14 protein-coding genes are annotated in these 17,729 nt (G+C 67.4%); 7 read left to right on the forward strand and 7 right to left on the reverse strand.

The window, feature by feature from the left end; translation table 11 throughout:
- Window positions 1-52: 52 nt before the first annotated feature.
- The 3 genes from JFC09_RS00795 (at window position 53) to JFC09_RS00810 (ending at window position 3,238) form a co-directional block, all read left to right on the forward strand.
- Complete coding sequence (locus tag JFC09_RS00795) at window positions 53-655, forward strand: hypothetical protein (protein ID WP_198392087.1); 603 nt, start codon at window positions 53-55, stop codon at window positions 653-655.
- Between the two features lie 75 nt (window positions 656-730).
- Window positions 731-1,927 (forward strand): response regulator transcription factor, encoded by a 1,197-nt coding sequence (locus JFC09_RS16610; RefSeq protein WP_269770430.1) that lies wholly within the window; start codon window positions 731-733, stop codon window positions 1,925-1,927.
- Window positions 1,928-1,945: 18 nt separating this feature from the next.
- Window positions 1,946-3,238 carry a sensor histidine kinase gene (locus tag JFC09_RS00810; protein ID WP_198392088.1) on the forward strand — a complete coding sequence of 431 codons (1,293 nt, stop codon included), beginning with the start codon at window positions 1,946-1,948 and terminating at the stop codon, window positions 3,236-3,238.
- 300 nt (window positions 3,239-3,538) lie between these two features.
- On the opposite strand, the gene JFC09_RS00815 is transcribed toward JFC09_RS00810, so the two are convergent.
- Genes JFC09_RS00815 through JFC09_RS00825 form a run of 3 tightly spaced genes read right to left on the reverse strand, consistent with a single transcriptional unit; the run spans window position 3,539 to window position 7,442 of the window.
- On the reverse strand, window positions 3,539-4,144 hold the full coding sequence (locus JFC09_RS00815) for a DUF1990 family protein (protein ID WP_198392089.1): 606 nt from the start codon (window positions 4,142-4,144) through the stop codon (window positions 3,539-3,541).
- Window positions 4,141-6,843 carry a trehalose-phosphatase gene (gene otsB / locus JFC09_RS00820; RefSeq protein WP_198392090.1) on the reverse strand — a complete coding sequence of 901 codons (2,703 nt, stop codon included), beginning with the start codon at window positions 6,841-6,843 and terminating at the stop codon, window positions 4,141-4,143. The genes JFC09_RS00815 and otsB overlap by 4 nt, the downstream gene beginning before the upstream one ends.
- Window positions 6,840-7,442, reverse strand: coding sequence for an HdeD family acid-resistance protein (locus JFC09_RS00825; protein WP_198392091.1), 603 nt, complete (start codon window positions 7,440-7,442; stop codon window positions 6,840-6,842). Before JFC09_RS00825 ends, otsB begins: the two co-directional genes overlap by 4 nt.
- Before the next feature lie 141 nt (window positions 7,443-7,583).
- Between JFC09_RS00825 and JFC09_RS00830 the strand changes: the two genes are divergently transcribed.
- Window positions 7,584-8,312, forward strand: a complete 729-nt coding sequence (locus JFC09_RS00830; RefSeq protein WP_198392092.1) for a hypothetical protein — start codon at window positions 7,584-7,586, stop codon at window positions 8,310-8,312.
- Between the two features lie 31 nt (window positions 8,313-8,343).
- On the opposite strand, the gene JFC09_RS00835 is transcribed toward JFC09_RS00830, so the two are convergent.
- Entirely contained in the window at window positions 8,344-9,066 is a 723-nt protein-coding gene (locus tag JFC09_RS00835) for a trimeric intracellular cation channel family protein (protein ID WP_198392093.1), read from the reverse strand.
- Window positions 9,067-9,241: 175 nt separating this feature from the next.
- Between JFC09_RS00835 and JFC09_RS00840 the strand changes: the two genes are divergently transcribed.
- Window positions 9,242-10,477 (forward strand): pyridoxal phosphate-dependent aminotransferase, encoded by a 1,236-nt coding sequence (locus tag JFC09_RS00840; RefSeq protein ID WP_198392094.1) that lies wholly within the window; start codon window positions 9,242-9,244, stop codon window positions 10,475-10,477.
- A 46-nt stretch (window positions 10,478-10,523) separates the two neighbouring features.
- Here JFC09_RS00840 and JFC09_RS00845 read toward each other — a convergent pair whose 3' ends face one another.
- The 3 genes from JFC09_RS00845 to JFC09_RS00855 are packed head-to-tail and all read right to left on the reverse strand — an operon-like array spanning window position 10,524 to window position 12,879.
- Window positions 10,524-11,303 carry a glucose 1-dehydrogenase gene (locus tag JFC09_RS00845; protein ID WP_198392095.1) on the reverse strand — a complete coding sequence of 260 codons (780 nt, stop codon included), beginning with the start codon at window positions 11,301-11,303 and terminating at the stop codon, window positions 10,524-10,526.
- Entirely contained in the window at window positions 11,303-12,733 is a 1,431-nt protein-coding gene (locus JFC09_RS00850; protein WP_232483071.1) for a cytosine permease, read from the reverse strand. The genes JFC09_RS00845 and JFC09_RS00850 overlap by 1 nt, the downstream gene beginning before the upstream one ends.
- Before the next feature lie 2 nt (window positions 12,734-12,735).
- Window positions 12,736-12,879 carry a hypothetical protein gene (locus tag JFC09_RS00855; RefSeq protein ID WP_198392097.1) on the reverse strand — a complete coding sequence of 48 codons (144 nt, stop codon included), beginning with the start codon at window positions 12,877-12,879 and terminating at the stop codon, window positions 12,736-12,738.
- A 393-nt stretch (window positions 12,880-13,272) separates the two neighbouring features.
- Between JFC09_RS00855 and JFC09_RS00860 the strand changes: the two genes are divergently transcribed.
- Both JFC09_RS00860 and JFC09_RS00865 read left to right on the forward strand, forming a co-directional pair.
- Window positions 13,273-15,435 carry a hydantoinase/oxoprolinase family protein gene (locus tag JFC09_RS00860; RefSeq protein WP_198392098.1) on the forward strand — a complete coding sequence of 721 codons (2,163 nt, stop codon included), beginning with the start codon at window positions 13,273-13,275 and terminating at the stop codon, window positions 15,433-15,435.
- A 9-nt stretch (window positions 15,436-15,444) separates the two neighbouring features.
- Entirely contained in the window at window positions 15,445-17,667 is a 2,223-nt protein-coding gene (locus tag JFC09_RS00865) for a hydantoinase B/oxoprolinase family protein (protein WP_198392099.1), read from the forward strand.
- The last annotated feature ends 62 nt before the right edge of the window (window positions 17,668-17,729 follow it).

Below are 17,729 nucleotides of genomic sequence, written 5' to 3' on the forward strand. Positions count from 1 at the left end.
CCCCCGTCCGCGACCGGGTGTCCGACTGCAGGGCACATGGCACACTGTTTCTGTGTCCCGACCACAGCTCACGCTGCCCGGATGGGTCGCGGTGATCGCCGCGGCCATCCTCGTCGTGCTCCTCGCCTTCGCGTTCCTCATCAGTCCCGACCGGGGCCTGCGGGTGGAGGCGAAGGTGCAGCCCACGGGCGCGGCCCTCGTCCAGGACTCCGCCGTCCCTCCGTCCGACCTGCGGTTCGACATCGATCAGATCCGCACCCACCTGCTGGATCGCACCGCCGACGACGCCGCGACGATCGACGCGCAGGCGACGGAGGCGCTGCTCTACTGCGATGAGTGCATCAGCCACGGCACCCCCCTGGAGGTCGACGGCACCACGTTCCAGGTCGCGCTCCTCACCGCGCCGGGCACGGACACAGTCTTCTCCGCCGCCGTCATCGGCGAGCAGGCCGGTGAACCGGTCGTCCAACTGATAGTTTCAGGGCAGGATCTCACTCTCACACCGGGACGCGGCGGCACCCTGGTCGCGCAGGAGTCGCGCTACACGTCCACGGACGAGCCCTGCTGCCCGTCCGGGTGGTCGGTGCAGGTCTACAGGTTCCACGACGGACGGTTCGAAGCCGGCCAGAGGATCTCCAGCGCGGGGAACGCCTGACGTTCATCGCGCCGGGGCGTGAGCACCGCAGAGGTGAGGCCCGCACGGGGGTTCAGCAGGGGGGGGAGAGGCACCATGCACATCGTCCTTGTGGAGGACGACGAGGTGATCCGCGAGACGACGCAGATCAGCCTCGAGCGGTTCGGCTACACGGTGACCGCGTTCGAGGACGGCCGCGAAGGCTACGAGTTCGTCGCCGCACACGGCGCGGACGCCGTCCTCCTCGACCTCATGCTGCCCACGATGAATGGCGCCTCGATCACGCGGGCGATCCGCGAGCGGTCGACGGTACCGATCATCATCGTCTCCGCGCGGTCCGAACCCATCGACATCGTCCAGTCGCTCGAAGCGGGTGCGGACGACTACCTCACGAAGCCGTTCGACATGCAGGTGCTCAACGCGCGCATCCGCGCGGTCGTGCGCCGCTTCATCACGGCCGGCACCGGGTCGATGGGCTATTCCCCCGCTCCCGTCGCCGGACACACAGTGCGGGAGACCGCGATCGGCCCCGGCGGCCGCATCATCAGCGGTGGGGAGCTGCCGGAGGTGCTGGGCCCCACCCCCGGGTTCGATTCACCCCACCGGTTCGGCACATCCGGCACAGCAGAGCCGGAGCAGGTGCAGACCGGCCCCCTGCCCATCCAGCCCGTCCCCTCGCACGCCGGCTGGAAACGGCCGGCTGAACCCACTCCCGTTGCCGCCCCACCGCCCGCAGAGGCGTCGCCCGAGGTGGGAGCGGCTGGGGAGCCCGCAGGCGCCTCGGCCCCGGTTCCGACTCCCGAGGTCCCGTGGTCGTCCCCGGACCCGTCCGCAGTCCCCTGGTCGTCGCCCGAGCAGAGCGCGGTCCCGGCGGCGATGCCCGCAGCGCCGCAGTCGCCTCCACCTGCACAATCGGCCCCCTCGCCCCCACCGTCCGCCGCGCAGGCACCTCCTTCGCCTCCGCCGTCCGCCGCGGCGCCGGCCACCCCGCTCGATGCTGTGGGAAACCGCCGCCTGCAGCTGGGATCGCTCATGATCGACACCGGCCGGCTCACCGTCGAGATCGACAGCGAGGAAGTCCACCTCACCCCCACCGAGCTGCGGATCCTCATGCTCCTGACGGAGGAGCCCGGCCACGTGTACTCGCGGGAGAAGATCGCCTACACCGTGTGGGGGTACCAGTGGGCGGGCGACTCACGCGTCGTCGACGTCCACATCCAGCGGCTGCGGAAGAAGATCGGTGCGTCGCGGATCGAGACCGTCCGCGGCTTCGGCTACCGGTTCGCCGGCTGACGGAAGCGGAGCACCCCTGTGTCACTGCGCTGGAAGATCGTCCTCCTCGTCATCACGTCGGTCGTCATCGCCGCGCTCAGCTGCGGTGTCGTCGTCCGGCAGTCCGCAGCGCGGGCGGAGGCGGAACGACAGCGCGCGGACGTGACGGAACAGCTCAACCACGCCGTGTCCGTGTACTCCGACACCGGCGTTCTCACCCTCAACACGATGATCAACGACCCCGACCTGCCGGCGGAAGCCCGCGACTCCGCACTGGCCGGGCACTCCGTCACGACCATGCACCCGGTCGACGGCGAGGACTACCTGTGGGCCGCCGCCCCCATCCGGGTCGGCTCGCACGAAGCCGTCATCTCCGTGCGGCAGTCGACCGCGGAGTCGGAGCGGCTGCTCGCGGGGATCGACCGGGCGGTGCTCCTGGGCATGCTGGGGTCGGCGCTGCTGATCGGCGGGATCTCGACGTTCGCGGCGGGGCAGATCTCGCGCAGGCTCACCCTGGGTGCGCAGGCGGCACGGCGGATCGCCCACGGCGACACGTCCGCGCGGGTGTCCGACGTCATCGACTACGGCGACGACGAAGTGGCCGACTTCGCACAGGCCGTCGACTTCGCCGTCGAGAGGCTCACGGAGAAGATCGAGTCGGAGCAGCGGTTCACGGCGGACCTCGCGCACGAGATGCGGACTCCGCTCACCGGACTGGTGAACGCGGCGAACCTCCTGGAGGAGGAGTCCCGGCCGGCCGAACTCGTGAAGGAGCGGGTCGCACGCATGCAGGTGCTCGTCGAAGACCTGCTCGAGGTGTCACGACTGGACGCCGGACGCGCGGAGACGATGATGTCCTCCGTCGTCGTCGACGCGAGCATGCATTCGCTCATGAGCACTCTCGAGGGCTCCGGCGTCCTCGCGGGGCATGCCGTCGACGTCGAGTACGGCGCAGGCGACACCCGGATCGTCACGGACCAGAGGCGGTTCGAGCGCATCATCACGAACCTGCTGGTCAACGCCGTGAAACACGGCGGGGACCCCATCCGCGTCGACATCCGCCCCGACGCCGTCGTCGTCATGGACTCGGGTCCCGGCTACCCGCCCGACATCGTCGCGACCGGGCCCACCCGGTTCGTGTCCGCGGGCGGCGGGGGCATGGGCCTGGGCCTCGTCATCGCGCAGGGCCAGGCACGCCTGCTGGGCATGTCGATCGAGTTCGCGAACGGGGAGAACGGCGGCGCCCACACGACAGTGCGGTTCCCACCCGTGCCGGAACCGGCCTCACCGTCCGCCGCAGCCCCGGAGCCGCAGACCCCGACGGCCGGGTGATGCCGGGAGCACTGGCGGTGGGTTGGCGGCTGGGCGGTCCGCAGGGCACAGGCGGCCGTGGCGCACGGCACAGAACGTTCATTGCGCGTTTTCGTTTTTGAGTGCATCGTTTTCAACACCGTACTGGCTCAGTGCACTGTCTGTGATGTCTCAGGACTTGAGTGACAGTTCTGCCTCAGGACATCGGTGACACTGTCCACTCAGCCGCGCAAAAGCGCACTCAGTTGAGAAGATGCGCACTCAGCCGTGAAGGCGGGCGCTCGGCCGTGAAGGCGGGTGCCCGGTCGTGAAGATTCGCGCTCAGGTGCGCAGGGCACGGGCGTAGCGTCGGCGGTACACGACCTGCGCGATGCGCACCAGCGGGTCCGCGAAGCGCCAGATCCCAGCTCCCGGCCGCGATGCCGAACGCAGCACGAGGAAGACCCTGTCATCAGCCTCCCCCTCCGTCCCCGTCACGAGGAGGAACGACTCCTCACCCGTCACCGGATGGCCGGGCTCCGTGGCGTACGTGAAGCCGCGACGCGACCGAGACTCGACCACCGCAACGATCCGCGCCGGCTCCGGCAGCCGGAACGGCCCCAGGCGGACGTGGATCGTCGGCCGCTGTCCCGCAGCGACCTTCACGGGCCTCGCATCCCGACCCACCAGACCTGCCTGCCCCGTCCGGTCCGACCGACCCGCCTGACCCGGGTCCTCCACCTCGATGTCGAAGCCGCTGCGGATCTTCACCTGCCAGTGGAGGAGCTCATCCGCGGCCCGCTCGAACACATCGCGACCGTGCCCCACGAAGAACGCCGCTTCGAAGCAGCGGTACCCCGCGGGCCGGTCGATCCACCGCCCCCGCAGCGGCTGGGTGAGTGCAGCGTCAGCAGCCGCTCGGGCCGGCGGCCCAGCGTCAGCCGTCACTCGAGCGAGCAGCCCATCTCCTGCGCGAGCTTCACGACGCGGATGTAGCCCAGGTGGGAGTATGCCTGCGGGTGGTTGCCCAAGTGCTGCTCGGCGAGCGGGTCGTACTCCTCCGCCAGCAGTCCCGTGGGTCCGCGCAGCTTGTCGAGCTGTCGGAACAGCGTCCGCGCCTCCTCGTTCCTGCCCGTGAGCAGGAACGCCTCGATGAGCCACGTCGTGCAGATGTGGAAGCCGCCCTCGAGTCCCGGCAGGCCGTCGTCGTAGCGGTAACGGAAGACCGTGGGCCCCTCCCGCAGTTCGCGTTCGACGGCGTCCACCGTCGCGAGGAAGCGCGGGTCGTCAGCCGGGAGCATCCCGGACAGGCCCACGAACAGGCACGCGGCGTCGAGGTCGTCGTCATCGTAGGCGACGGTGTACGACTGCGACGTCTCACTCCAGCCGCGTGCGACGACCTCCTCCGCGATCTCCTCGCGCAGCCCGCGCCATGCGCCCGGCAGCGTCAGACCGAACCGGTCCGCGACCTCGATCGCACGGTCCAGGGTGACCCAGCACATCACCTTCGTGTACACGTTGTGCTTGGGTGGGCGCCTGGCCTCCCAGATCCCGTGGTCCTCTTCGTCCCAGCGCGCTTCGACGGCGCTGCCCATCGCGACGAGCAGCTCCCATTCGTCGTCGGCGATCTCCCCGCGGACGGTGACGATGTCGCGCAGCAGTTCCGCGACAGGGCCGAACACGTCGAGCTGGACCTGGTGCTCCGCCGCGTTGCCGACGCGGACGGGGCGGGAACCGGCGTAGCCCGGCAGGTGTTCCAGCACGGCTTCGGATGTGAGTGCGGAGCCGTCGACCGCGTAGAGGGGGTGGAGGAACTCCGGGCCCGGGGCCTCGGCGAGGATCCCGCGCAGCCACTGGATGAATCCTTCGGCCTCCGCCGTCGACCCCAGGTCGAGCAGGGCGCGGACCGTCATGGAGCCGTCGCGCAGCCAGGTGTAGCGGTAGTCCCAGTTGCGGACGCCGCCGATCCCCTCCGGCAGCGAGGTCGTCGGGGCGGCCAGCACACCGCCGGTGGGTGCGTGGCAGAGGGCGCGCAGCGTGAGCGCGGAGCGCAGCACCCCTTCTCGGACCTGCCCGGGCAGTTCGAGGGTCCGCGCCCAGTTCTCCCAGAAGCCCTCGGCGAGCACGCGCACCTGGTGCTCGTCACCTGCGAGCACGGAGTCGAGGAAGTCAGACGCGCCGCCGCACGCGAACGCCAGCACCAGCTCGCCGCCCGGCAGGTCCGCCGGGACGACGCGGGCGACCGCGGTGTGGGAGCCGTTCTCCTCGATGATCTCGAAGTCGACGCCGGGGGCGTGCAGCGCCATCGGCTCGGACGTGTTGTCGACGCGGACGACCCCGTCCTCGAGGTCGAGCGCAGTGGGTGCCGCGCCGTAGTCCAGGCGCGGCGCGAAACGGATCTCCGCGGGTGCCCTGCCGGTGAGGACGCGCACCAGCACCGTGTCCTGTGAATCGTCCGGCACGGGCGCCAGGTAGTCGGCGACCTCGAGACCCGCCCACCGGGTCACGACCGTCATCGTGTCGCCCCGGTACCGCTGGGTCAGCGGCCGGGTGCGGGCGACCTCGGCGTCTGTTGCGGTGCCCGTGTCGACCGGTACGGGGCCGACGGAGAAGTACCCCGCCGCCGAGGTGCCCAAGACCTCCGAGAACACGCTCGCCGAATGCGGCAGCGGGTGCGGCATCCAGCAGATCCGGCCGTTCGGGTCGACGAGAGCGGTCGAGTGACCGTTGCCCAGGAGGCTGTGGCGTTCGATCGGGATCGACGAGCGGCCGAACAGCCAGGACCTGCGCAGCTCGAAGAGTGATGCGAGGACGACGCCCACCGTGTACGGGTCCGGGATGCGCATCTCTGCGCGGGTGCCACCGTCCGTGCCCACCCGCAGGCCCAGGTCGCCGTCGCGCAGTGTGGCGAGTGCGGCCTCGTCGGCCACGTCGTCGCCGATGTAGACGACGGTGTCTGCGCCCAGCCGCTCGCGCAGCGCCTCCAGCGCGTCGCCCTTGGAGCCGGGGATGACCGTGAGGTCGTAGACGTCGCGGCCCTGGACCGGTTCGATGCCGATCTCCTCGCACGTCGCCGCGACCCACGCGGCGACGGCTTCCCGCTCCTGCGGGGTCCGGCCCCGCAGGTGCACGGCGGCACCCAGCGGCTTGGACTCGAGGAACACGTCCGGCAGGTCGCGGTGGAGTTCCAGCAGCGCCGACCGCAGGGCGGTGAGGCGGTCCTCCGTCTCCGGGGCGATGTCGTCGAAGTCGTCGATGCCGAATTCGCCGCCGTGCGACCCGACGAGGTGCACTTCGCGCGGCAGCCGCGACATCGCGGCGAGGTCACGCAGCGAACGGCCGGAGATGACGGCCGACTGTGTGGACGGGATCGACGACAGGGCACGCATCGTCGCGACGTTGAGGTCCAGCGGGAACGCGCGGGAGGGACGGTCGACGAGCGGGGCGATCGTCCCGTCGTAGTCCGTCGCGACGAGCAGCTGCGGGCTGCGCGCCACCTGCACGAGGCGGGAGAACAGCTCGTCGCCCAGCTCCCGGGCCGCGGCGGCCAGGTCGACGAGGAGCCCGTCGTGGCGCAGCAGGCCGTCGTCGATCCGCTGCGCGTCGAAGGGTCCGGGGGAGGTGCGGAGAGTCGCAGGGGGCGTCATGATTCTTCGGCCTCCGCGCCGGCCACCGTGCCCGCGCGACCGCAGGATCGACGGGAGTAGCCGCCCACCAGGGAGAAGACGCCGGCGATCATCGCGGCGGCCCCGGTGAAGCCGAGCACGCTCAGGGCGTTCATCTCCGTGCCCGCGAGCACGACGACACCCAGGAGCACGTGGATGCCTCCGACGATGAGGAAGTCTGAGCTCATGCGCTCATCGCGGTGGGTCCGCCAGATCCACAGCTCGATGAGTCCGTGGAGGACCGCCCACACGGCGATCGCGGCGCGCAGCTGGCCCGTCGCGTCCGCCAGCAGGAGGAACACGATGCCGGGGACGACCACGACGGCCTGTCCCAGCAGCGGCATGCGCATGTCCGTCTGGGTGCGCAGTCCCTGCGCGAGGACGAGGACGCCGTGCAGGGCGAGGTAGGCGAGCAGGAGCACGTCGACGGTCGTCACTGCGATGTTGAGGTTCGTGGGCGAGCCGATCTGCTCGCGCGGCCAGAAGACCGTGACGAGCCCGAAGACGACGGCGAGGCCGCCACGGAGCACCATCCAGGTGCCGAGCGAGCGCTGGGGCGAAGAATCCGAGGTCGAGATCACTGGGCCAAGTCTAGCGATGTCGTTCTGGGCGCGGGCTGAGGACCGGAAGAACGGCCGCTCTCACGCTCCCGACAGCGTGGAGACTGCAGGCGTTCACCCCGCGGCAACCGTCACGGCATTCGCACCTTCTACGGTGCGACCATGGCTCGTCCGCACAGCGTGCCCCGCTACGTCGACGCGGCCCGCGAGGTCCCCGTGGGTCGCACCGCCCTGTGGTTGTGCCTGGGGCTGGGCACGGGAATGGTGATGGGTGAACTCGCGAATCTGATTCTGCGCGGGACGCTCGGACTCCCCGACGCGGCGGGCGCTTCTCCCCCGGTGGCTGCCGCCCTCGCGCTGTGGCCGTGGGGGCTGGCCCTGGCGGCGAAAGCACTGCTGCTGGCGGGCATGCGACCGGCGGCCCGGATCGCGCTCGATCGCAGGACCGCCGCCCACCTGCGCCGCACCGGCGCCCCGGCGATCGCCACCGTGCTGCACGCGTCGGCGCCGAGCCCTGGACCGCAGGCGGCGGTCGACGTCACACTGCTGGTCGTCACGCACGCCGGGCGGATGTTCGCCACGGACGTCCACTGGACGCTCGACCCCGTCGACGCCGGGACGCTGCGGAGGAGGACCGTCGTGCCCGTGCGGATCGACCCGTCCGCGCCCCACCGCACCGTGCTCGACACCCTGGCGGATTCACGCGGCTCCGTCGTGGGGGCCAACTCAGTCACAGGGGAGGATTCACGCGTACCTGCCGTGGGAGTGGACCCGGCCGCGGCGTTCTCCGCGCGCCGTCGCCTCCGGCAGGCTGTCGGGCGCTTGCGACGGTCGTCGCGCGTGGCGGTGGTCGCGGGAGCGCTCGCGGGCCTGCTGCTCGTCGTGCTCTGAGGGGCACGGGCACGCGTGGGGTCCGCTCAGATCAGTCGATGTCGTCGAATCGACGGGTCCGGCGAGGAGCGAAGACTCCGCGATCGCGTTCGGGCGGCCTGCGGAACACGGACAGGTTCCGGCCGAGGACCGCACGGTACGACCACCCGCGCATGGGTGACGGGACCCGCCATTCGAGGCGCCACGCGAGCATGCGGAACGTGAAGACCAGGACGGCGATCACCAGCGCCCACCACGGCTCGAACCAGCCCAGTTCCTCGATGAGCGCCATGAGGCTCGCGCCGACGATCCCGGGGAGGATGTACAGGTCGGAACCATTGAAGACGGCCGGGATCTCGTTCGCCAGGACGTCGCGGATCATGCCGCCGCCCACACCGGTGAGGACGCCCAGGAGGATCGCCGAGGCGACGGGGACGCCCGCCTCCCACGCGATCGTCGTGCCGGTCGTGACGAAGACTCCCAGGCCCAGCGCGTCGAACGCGATGATGGGGACGCGTGCATGGAGCGCCCGCCGACCCAGCAGGTACACCGTGAGGGCGGAGATGACCGGCGGGATGAGGTAGATGGGCTCCTGGAGGGAGTTCGGGACCCGCCCCAGCATCACATCCCGCATGATGCCGCCTCCCAGACCCACCGCGAGTCCGAGCACCAGGCTGCCCATGATGTCGATGTTCTTCCGCGCGGCCAGCAGATTGCCGGAGGCGGCGAAGGCGAGGACCCCCAGGAGGTCGAGCGCGAGCATGAGCGGTTCCACGCGTCCAGGATATCCGGGCGAGTCATCCCAGTTTCCTCATACCAATGAGAACCCATGGGACGAGCGGAAAGGAAGCCAGTTCATACCTTTTACGACGCGACTTTCCGTGCGCCGGCTCGTAGCCTGGATGCGACCCGGACGACCACCTCGGCGTCCAAGAATCTTCCCCGAAGGGATGAACGTGTTCTCGCAGTCCTCCAAACTCGCCAACGTGCTCTACGACATCCGGGGCCCGGTCCTCGAAGAGGCGGACCGCATGGAGGCGGCAGGCCACCGCATCCTCAAGCTCAACATCGGGAACCCGGCCCCGTTCGGGTTCGAAGCACCCGACTCGATCCTCGTCGACATGATCAAGCACCTGCCGGAAGCGCAGGGGTACAGCGATTCGCGCGGCATCCTCTCCGCCCGGCGCGCCGTCGTCCAGTACTACGAGACGAAGGGGATCCGCTCGCTCGACGCGGACGACGTCTACCTGGGAAACGGGGTGAGCGAACTCATCACCCTCGCGCTGCAGGCCCTGTGCGACCCGGGTGACGAGATCCTCGTGCCGATGCCGGACTACCCGCTGTGGACGGCCTCGGTCGCGCTGTCCGGCGGCACGCCGGTCCACTACCGGTGCGCGGAGGACGCGGGCTGGGTGCCCGACCTCGAGGACATCGCCGCGAAGATCACCCCCCGCACCCGCGCGATCGTCGTCATCAACCCGAACAACCCGACGGGTGCCGTGTACTCGCGGGAGACGCTCGAAGGGCTCGTGAAGCTCGCCCGGGAGAACGACCTCCTAGTGTTCGCGGACGAGATCTACGAGAAGATCACCTACGGCGACGCGAAGATGATCAACCTCGCGACGATCACCGGGGACGACGTCCTCTGCCTCACGTTCTCCGGCCTGTCGAAGGCGTACCGCATCGCCGGGTACCGGTCCGGCTGGCTCGCGATCACGGGACCCCTGCACGCGGCCGGCAGCTACCTCGAGGGGATCAGACTGCTCGCGAACATGCGGATGTGCTCGAACGTCCCCGCGCAGCACGCGATCCAGGCGGCACTGGGCGGACACCAGTCGATCGAGGACCTCGTCCTGCCCACGGGCCGGCTGGGCGCACAGATGGATCTCGCCGCCGGGAAGCTCAATGCGATCGACGGGGTGAGCGCCCAACCGGCGGACGGTGCGCTGTACCTGTTCGCGAAGCTGGACGTGGAGAGGTTCGGGATCGTCGACGACGAACGGTTCGCGCTCGACCTGCTGCGGGAGCAGAAGATCCTCGTCTCCCACGGCCGCGCCTTCAACTGGGACAAGCCCGACCACTTCCGGCTCGTCACCCTGCCAGGTGTCGAAGTGCTCGATGAAGCGCTGGACCGGCTGGCGGAATTCCTCGACGGCTACGAGCAGAGGATGGACCTCGCGGCGTGAGGGGCGACCTCACCGCGTGAGGGCGCGCGTCAAAGCGCAGTCCCACTCACTGCGCGGTGTATCCCCCGTCAATCGTGAGCTGCGTACCAGTGACAAAGCGCGCCTCGTCCGAACACAGGTACAAGTACCCGTCTGCGATGTCCCGCGGTTCACCCAGGTGACCAAGGGGGTGCCTGTCTGCGAATTCCCGCGTGTACTCCTCCACTGTCTGCCCGTTCTGCGCGGCGTCGACTGCCGCCATCGGTGACTGGACGTAGCCAGGGTGGACGGAGTTCACGCGGATCGGCAGGTTCTGCTCAGCGCAGTACAGGGCGGCAGCCTTGGTCATGAGCGTCACCGCGCCCTTCGCGGCACAATAGGCGAAGAACCGCGATTCGCCGACGAGGCCGTCTACTGAAGAAGCATTGGCGATCGCGCACGGCTCACCGGTCCGCGCCATCGCCTCGATAGCGAGCTGCATCCCGTAGTAGACACTCGTCTGGTTCGTCGCGATCACCCGGTCCCAGTGTTCGGCTGTCGTCTCTGCGATGGAGAGGCTGCAGGAAATCCCGGCGTTGTTCACGAGAATGTTGAGCTTGCCGAACCTCTTCTCGGTGAAGGAGATGCAGTCCTTCCACTCATCGAGGTCGGTTACATCAAGTCTCAAGAACTCCGCACTGCCGCCTGCCGCTCGGATCGACTCGGCCTGTGCCCCGCCGAGATCCTCGTTCACATCCGCGACGACGACGTGTGCGCCCTCTGCGGCGAACAGCTCCGAAGTCGCCGCACCGATGCCCCGTGCGGCACCGGTGATGATGGCGGTCTTGTCTGCTAGGCGTAGTCCCATCAGCTAGCTTCCTCCACCGCACCCCGCCGACTGGACCGCGTAGGAAGGAACCGCTTCATGAGCTTTGTGCTTATGACGTAGACGAGCCCTCCCACGATCACCGACGGGATCGCTGCGGTGGTGTATTGGAAGAACGCCGCATTCGGAACGTACGTGTTCGGATTGAGGATGGCCGCATACGTCAGGGTGCCCAGAATCAGGCCGAGGATCCCCGCCGGGTTGAAGCCGCCGAAGTACCAGTAGGCCGATTCCCGTCCGGGCTGGTAGAGGGCAGCGACGGACAGCGTCTTCCGGCGGCCCAGGATGTACCAGTCGGCGATCTGCACACCGATCATGGGGCCGAGCATCATCCCCAGATAGGCCATGAAGACGGGAACGTTGTCGAAGATCAGGTGTGGTATCAGGACGATGCACAAAAGCATGGGTGTCGAGACGAACACGACGATCGTGTTCCAGGAGACCTTCCGACCGAGCCCGCGCGTCTGCTTGATCGCAAGTGTGGAGACGAAGATTCCGACCAGGGTAGAACCCAAGTTGGCCAGAGCAATGAAGATCAGGACGACGATCGCAGTGAAGTCGCCCGCGATCATCGGTGCCCAGATGGTGGGATCCGGTTCCCCAGTCATGAGCGCCCCGAAAAGACTGACCGAAGCCACCACTGCCCAGGCCAGGCCCAAACCGACCATGGTCGGCAGAATCGTCTTTCCCGCCTTCGACACCATACGGACCATTCCACCCATGTAGCCCCACCAGCCGAAGGTGCCCGCGACCAGCAGCTCGAAGACGCTCGTGTAGTTCACGCCGAAGCTGTCCGTAGGGTCGAGCGGCGCGGCGGTGGCGATAGCAGACCAGCCGAACTGGTCCAGGAGCAGATACAGCAGCCAGCCGGTCAGGATGACGATGCAGATAGCGATTGTCGGACCGGTCTTACTCAGCGACCTCGCCCCGCGAGTCACGAGGAAGGCGAGAACCACCAGGCCTCCGGCCGAGAAGAGGGTCGCGACAAGGCCCCGGGATCCTTCGCCGGCGACGCCGAGCACGATCATCGCCGAAGCCGCAGCACGGCCGAAAAAGATCATGAGGACCGTATTCCAGCCGATCGACGTGAACAGGAGGAGGCCAAGCCCGATCACCGCCCCACGGCTGCCCAACTGGGGCTTCGTTGACGTCGTAGTCTCGATGCCGTGCTTCGTGGCAGCCGGCACAGTGGCCAAGTTCACCAGCATCTGGCCGAGGAGAGCCCCTGCTGTCATGGCGATCATTCCGGCGACTGCGCCGACGTAGAGTGCCGCGGATCCGCCGATGACGAAGGACCACGTGGCGACGCCGGTGCTCGTGCAGACGGCGGCGAGGACGAGCGGCTTCCAGTTCCGCTCGCCGAGCGGGAGTGGCAAGCTGCTGCGAGCGATGCGCGTAGTTCTTGGCTGCATATTCACATCGCCCCTAAGGCGAGCAGGACAGCGGGTACGGCAATCCCGAGGATCGCCAGGAGAACGTAGTCGCCCCTGGAGTACTCCTCTCCGGTTGGAGCGCTGTCCAACGACACCAGATCGATCTCGATTTCCTCGTCGAGCACAATTCCTCTTCCACCCAACGACTACGCGACGCGTAGTCAATCAGGATTTGAGTGCCTGTTTGAGCAATTCGCAACACATTCGATTACGCATTGCGGCGTATCCGTGGCCAGGCTCACATCGTCGCGGGGGAAAGTCAACCCTCACCTGGAGCGCCGCCGACCGCGGGGAGGGTGACGACGGTCACCGCGGAACCTGGCCACGAAACACGCCCCTATTTTGCACCTATGGTTGACTTTGCGTAGCTCGCAGGGGGAGCCTATATGCACTGCGTTGCCAAAAGGGCATCCATCTACGCAATACGCACCCTGATAAGCAAAGCGGCTGTTGCAGAGGTGACTGGCACACGCGTCGATATCGCATGCACCCAACGGAAGTCTCTGAGAAGGAGCCACATGAGTGAGAGAAAGCCCTTGGTCCTGGGGATCGATGCCGGCGGCACGATGACCGACACCCTCCTCGTCGATGCAGACGGACACTTCTCCGTCGGCAAGGCCGCGACCACGCCCCACAACGAGTCCGAAGGATTCGTCGAATCGGCTATCGACGCGGTCGGCAACTGGGATATGGACCTGCAGAAGACGTTCGAACAGCTGTCCGTCGTCCTGTACTCCGGGACGGGCATGCTCAACACTCTGCTGTCACGCACCGGACGACGCATCGGTCTCATTGTCACCCGCGGTATGGAAGATGCGGTCCTCATGGGCCGTGGCCTGCAGACTTGGACGGACTACTCGTACCCTGACAGGCTGCACGCGGTCACGCACCAGGCCCCGGACCCGCTCATCCCACGCGATCGGGTGTTCGGGGTCACCGAACGCATCGACCAGTTCGGAAACGTCGTCATACCCTTCTACCCGGACGAGGCTGAAGAGGCCGCGAACGCACTCATCGCACAGGGCGTCGAAGGCATCTGCATCGTCTGCATGAATTCCTATGTCGATGACGCACACGAGCAGGGGATCGCTGATCTCGTCCAGAACGTGCTGGACAAGCACGAGGTCGACATCCCGATCCATCTGTCGTCTTCGGTTCGCCCGGTCATCCGCGAACAGTCGCGCCTCAACAGCACGGCGATCGAAGCGTACGCCGCTGCCGCAGGCAGGGATCAGCTCATCGGAGTGGAGGAAGCAGCACACGGACAGGGGTTCCGCTACGGCGTTCAGACCGTGCTGTCGTACGGCGGCCTTGCCGGGATCCGATACCCGCGACTGCACGAGACGATGATTTCCGGGCCGGTCGGCGGCATTCTTGGCGCGAAGTACGTCGGAGACATGATCGGGTCCGACTCCGTGATCGTCAGTGACATGGGTGGCACGAGCTTCGACATCGCAGCCATCACCCGTGGAACGATCCCGATCGAGAACGAGCCAACACTGGCTCGGTTCAAGCTCAACCTGCCCACCATCTCGATGGAGAGCATCGGCGCCGGCGCCGGAACGATCATCAAGGTCGACCCATTGACCAAGAAGGTCAGCCTGGGCCCGGAGAGTGCCGGATCGTGGCCCGGACCCGTCGCGTTCGACCAGGGAGGGACGGAACCGACCGTGTGCGACTGCGATGTCATCATGGGGCGTCTCAACCCCGACTACTTCCTCGGCGGCAAGGTCAAGCTCAATGTTGAGAAGGCTAAGCAGGTCTTCAAGGAGAAAGTCGCCGACCCTCTGGGAGTCGACATCTACGAGGCTGCCGAAGGCATGGCGAATCTCCTCGAGATGGACGCCAAGGACTCCATGAGTCAGATGATCTCTGCACGTGCAGTCGATCCACACGACTACTCGCTCATGGCCTATGGCGGTTCCGGACCGCTCCACATGGCGGAGTACAGCCGCGGGTTCGGCTTCAAGAGCGTTCTGACGTTCCCGTTCGCTGCGGCATTCTCTGCCTTCGGCTGCACCACCGCCGACTACTTGCGGCGCTACAGCCGGTCAGTGCAGCTCACACTGCCCCCGGACGCGGATGCGAACCACCGTGCGTCGGTCATCGCGTCGCTCAACGACGTGTGGGACGGACTGCGCACCAAGGCCATCCGCGAGATGGGCGAAGAAGGACACGACAAGGCCGATGTCGAGCTGCAGCTGTTCGCCATGATGCGCTACACCGGTCAGCTCGAAGACGTCGAGGTGCCGCTCACGATCTCCCGAGTGTCCGCTGACGCCGACCTCGACTACCTCGTCGAGGCGTTCGACGACCTCTACGCGGCCATCAACCGTCCCGTCGCGCAGTACAGGGAGGCTGGCCACTCGATCACCGAACTGGGGCTCATCGCCAAGGTAGACAAGATCAAGCCCACCCTCAAACGTCGTCCGCTGGAGGGGCAGAAGCCCAGCAGCGAGGCCTTCAAGGGCACCCGCGAGATGTACTACGGGGGCACCTGGCACGAAGCGAAGTTGTGGGAGATGGATCTGCTGAGGCCCGGCAACCACGTGGAGGGCCCTGCCGTCGTCGAACATCCGGCCACCACCCTTGTCATCCCTGCCGGCGACCACGTGTGGGTCGACGAATGGACGATCATCCACTACGAACACGCCGCCCCGGCCGACTCGAACAGCAAGTAGGAGGACCCGTTGACTGTCACAGACACCGCTTCCCCGCACACCACAAGCGCACATCCGTCGCTTCTGGACCAGCTTCTGGAAAGCGAACGCGTCATGCGCGAGACCGGCCACTACGCGGGGCTGGATCGTCTTTCCCTCCGGGAAGCCGATCCACTGGCGTATGAGGGCCTGCACACGAAGCTCCGCTCGATGGTGGTCTCCGCCCGCGAACTGGCGCGACGGATCTCTGCATCGCCGGGCGTCCGCGAAGTGGGCGAGAGCGTCGTCGCGCTCTATACCCCGGAAGGCGACGCGATCGCGCTGTCGACCGGGATCATGGTCCACGTCCACACTGCCAGCCGGTTCATCAAGTGGATGATCCAGAACGGCTATGAGGAGGACCCCAAGATCCGTCCGGGCGACATCTTCGCCAACAACGACGCCTTCATCGGCACGGTGCAGGCTCCCGACGTCATCGACGTGATGCCCATCCACCACGGCGATGAGCTGATCGGTTGGGTCGCCGCCGTGGCACACGAGCTCGAGGTCGGCGGGATCACTCCCGGCGGCGACGTGGCACTCGCCCAGGAGCGCTACACCGAGGGTCTGTTCGTGTGCGCGGAGAAGGTGGGCGAGAACGACGAGCTGCGTCGGGACTACCTGATCCGGTTGGAGCGCAACCTCCGCATGCCCATCTACTGGGTTCTCGATGAGAAGGCTAAGGTCGCCGCGTGCCTGGAGGTCCGCGAAGCCGTCAAGGCCCTCATCGACGACATTGGCCTCGACTACTACAAGCAGGCCACACGCGAATTCATCGAGGAAGGACGCCGGTCGCAGCTGGCTCGAGTCCAACAGCTCACCGTGCCGGGCACGTACCGCGGGCACACCTTCTTCGGGCATGTCACGGAGGGCAAGCAGGGTGTGCTGCCGCTTGGCAATCGCAATTGGCTGTATGCCATCCCGCTGGAGATGGACATCACTCCCGAAGGACGACTGGCACTCGACTTCGACGGTACGAACTCCTGGGGCTACCACTCGATGAACTGCACCCCGGCGGGCATGGACGGCGGCCTATTCGTCACACTCACCCAACACATGAACTTCGACGGCAAGGTCAACGACGGTGCGTGGATGGCGACGGACATGAACCTGCCCGAAGGGACCTGGACGAACCCGGGACGCGAAGACGTGGCGACCGCCACCTCGTGGGCCCTGCTCCTGCCCGCCTTCGGCCTGTTCCAGCGGCTGTTGAGCCGCGGGTTCCTGGGCCGAGGCTTCCAGGAGGAGGTCTTCGTCGGCCAGGTGAACAGCCCGATGATCGAGATGGGCGGAGAGAGTCAGTACGGCGACCGTTTCGGCATCGCACTGTTCGAGTGCGCTGCCGCCGGCAGCGGGGCACTGGCCATCAAGGACGGTATCGACACCGGCTACGTCGGCTGGAACCCAGAATCCGACATGGGCAACATGGAGGTCTGGGAGCAGGACATGCCGATGCTCTACCTCGGCAGGTCGATCAGTGCCGACTCCGGCGGTTCCGGGCAGTACCGGGGAGGGACCGGCTTCGAATCGGTGTGGACTGTGGCGAACACTCCGCAGCTCATCATTGCGACCTCGGAGCACTCGAGTCGCGTCTTCGACAACGCGGGGATGTGCGGTGGCTACCCCGCCCCCACAGTCCAGCTGCATCACGCGGTGCACGACGCCGGGATCTCGGAGCGCGGCCGCCGCGGTGAGCCGCTGCCGCACCGGATCGGGAACGACCCACACGAATCGGACATCCATCGTTACACCGACGGTGAGACGCATGTGATCGAAGGGCCCTACCTCGCCGAACCACTGCGGTCCGGCGACGTCTTCTCCCACTCGTACAACGGTGGCGGTGGTTACGGCGACGTCCTCGACCGGGATCCGGGTTCCGTCGCGCGCGACCTTGCGAACGGCTATGTCACCCGCGACTCCGCTCGCAACGTGTACGGCGTCGTTGTCGACCAGACGACGGGTGACACCGTCGTAGACGCCGAGGCCACGCAGGCCCGGCGTGACGAGATCCGCGAGGAACGCCGGACGAAGTCCATGCCGGTGTCGGAGTGGATCGCATCATCCCGATCGCGCATCGCCGAGCAGGAGCTGGCACCGGAGGTCAGGGAGATGTACCGCGACAGCATGGCGCTGTCAGAGCGGTTTGCCGGAGAGTTCCGTGAGTTCTGGAGCCTACCGGCAGATTTCGTCTTCGCCGAGCGCGAAGGCCGCTGATCCACGCAGGCACCGGGCGGCAGCGGGGCCCACGCTCGCTGCCGCCCGCACGCCGGTGCTCA

Origin of the sequence: Brevibacterium yomogidense (genome assembly GCF_016107685.1) — a bacterium.
Classification (GTDB): domain Bacteria; phylum Actinomycetota; class Actinomycetes; order Actinomycetales; family Brevibacteriaceae; genus Brevibacterium; species Brevibacterium yomogidense.

Excerpts from the sequence above, each read along its gene's own strand:
- JFC09_RS16610 (WP_269770430.1), top strand. The coding sequence starts at position 731 with ATGCACATCGTCCTTGTGGAGGACGACGAGGTGATCCGCGAGACGACG.
- otsB (WP_198392090.1), bottom strand. The coding sequence starts at position 6,843 with ATGACGCCCCCTGCGACTCTCCGCACCTCCCCCGGACCCTTCGACGCG.
- JFC09_RS00830 (WP_198392092.1), top strand. The coding sequence starts at position 7,584 with ATGGCTCGTCCGCACAGCGTGCCCCGCTACGTCGACGCGGCCCGCGAG.
- JFC09_RS00840 (WP_198392094.1), top strand. The coding sequence starts at position 9,242 with ATGAACGTGTTCTCGCAGTCCTCCAAACTCGCCAACGTGCTCTACGAC.
- JFC09_RS00845 (WP_198392095.1), bottom strand. The coding sequence starts at position 11,303 with ATGGGACTACGCCTAGCAGACAAGACCGCCATCATCACCGGTGCCGCA.
- JFC09_RS00850 (WP_232483071.1), bottom strand. The coding sequence starts at position 12,733 with ATGCAGCCAAGAACTACGCGCATCGCTCGCAGCAGCTTGCCACTCCCG.
- JFC09_RS00860 (WP_198392098.1), top strand. The coding sequence starts at position 13,273 with ATGAGTGAGAGAAAGCCCTTGGTCCTGGGGATCGATGCCGGCGGCACG.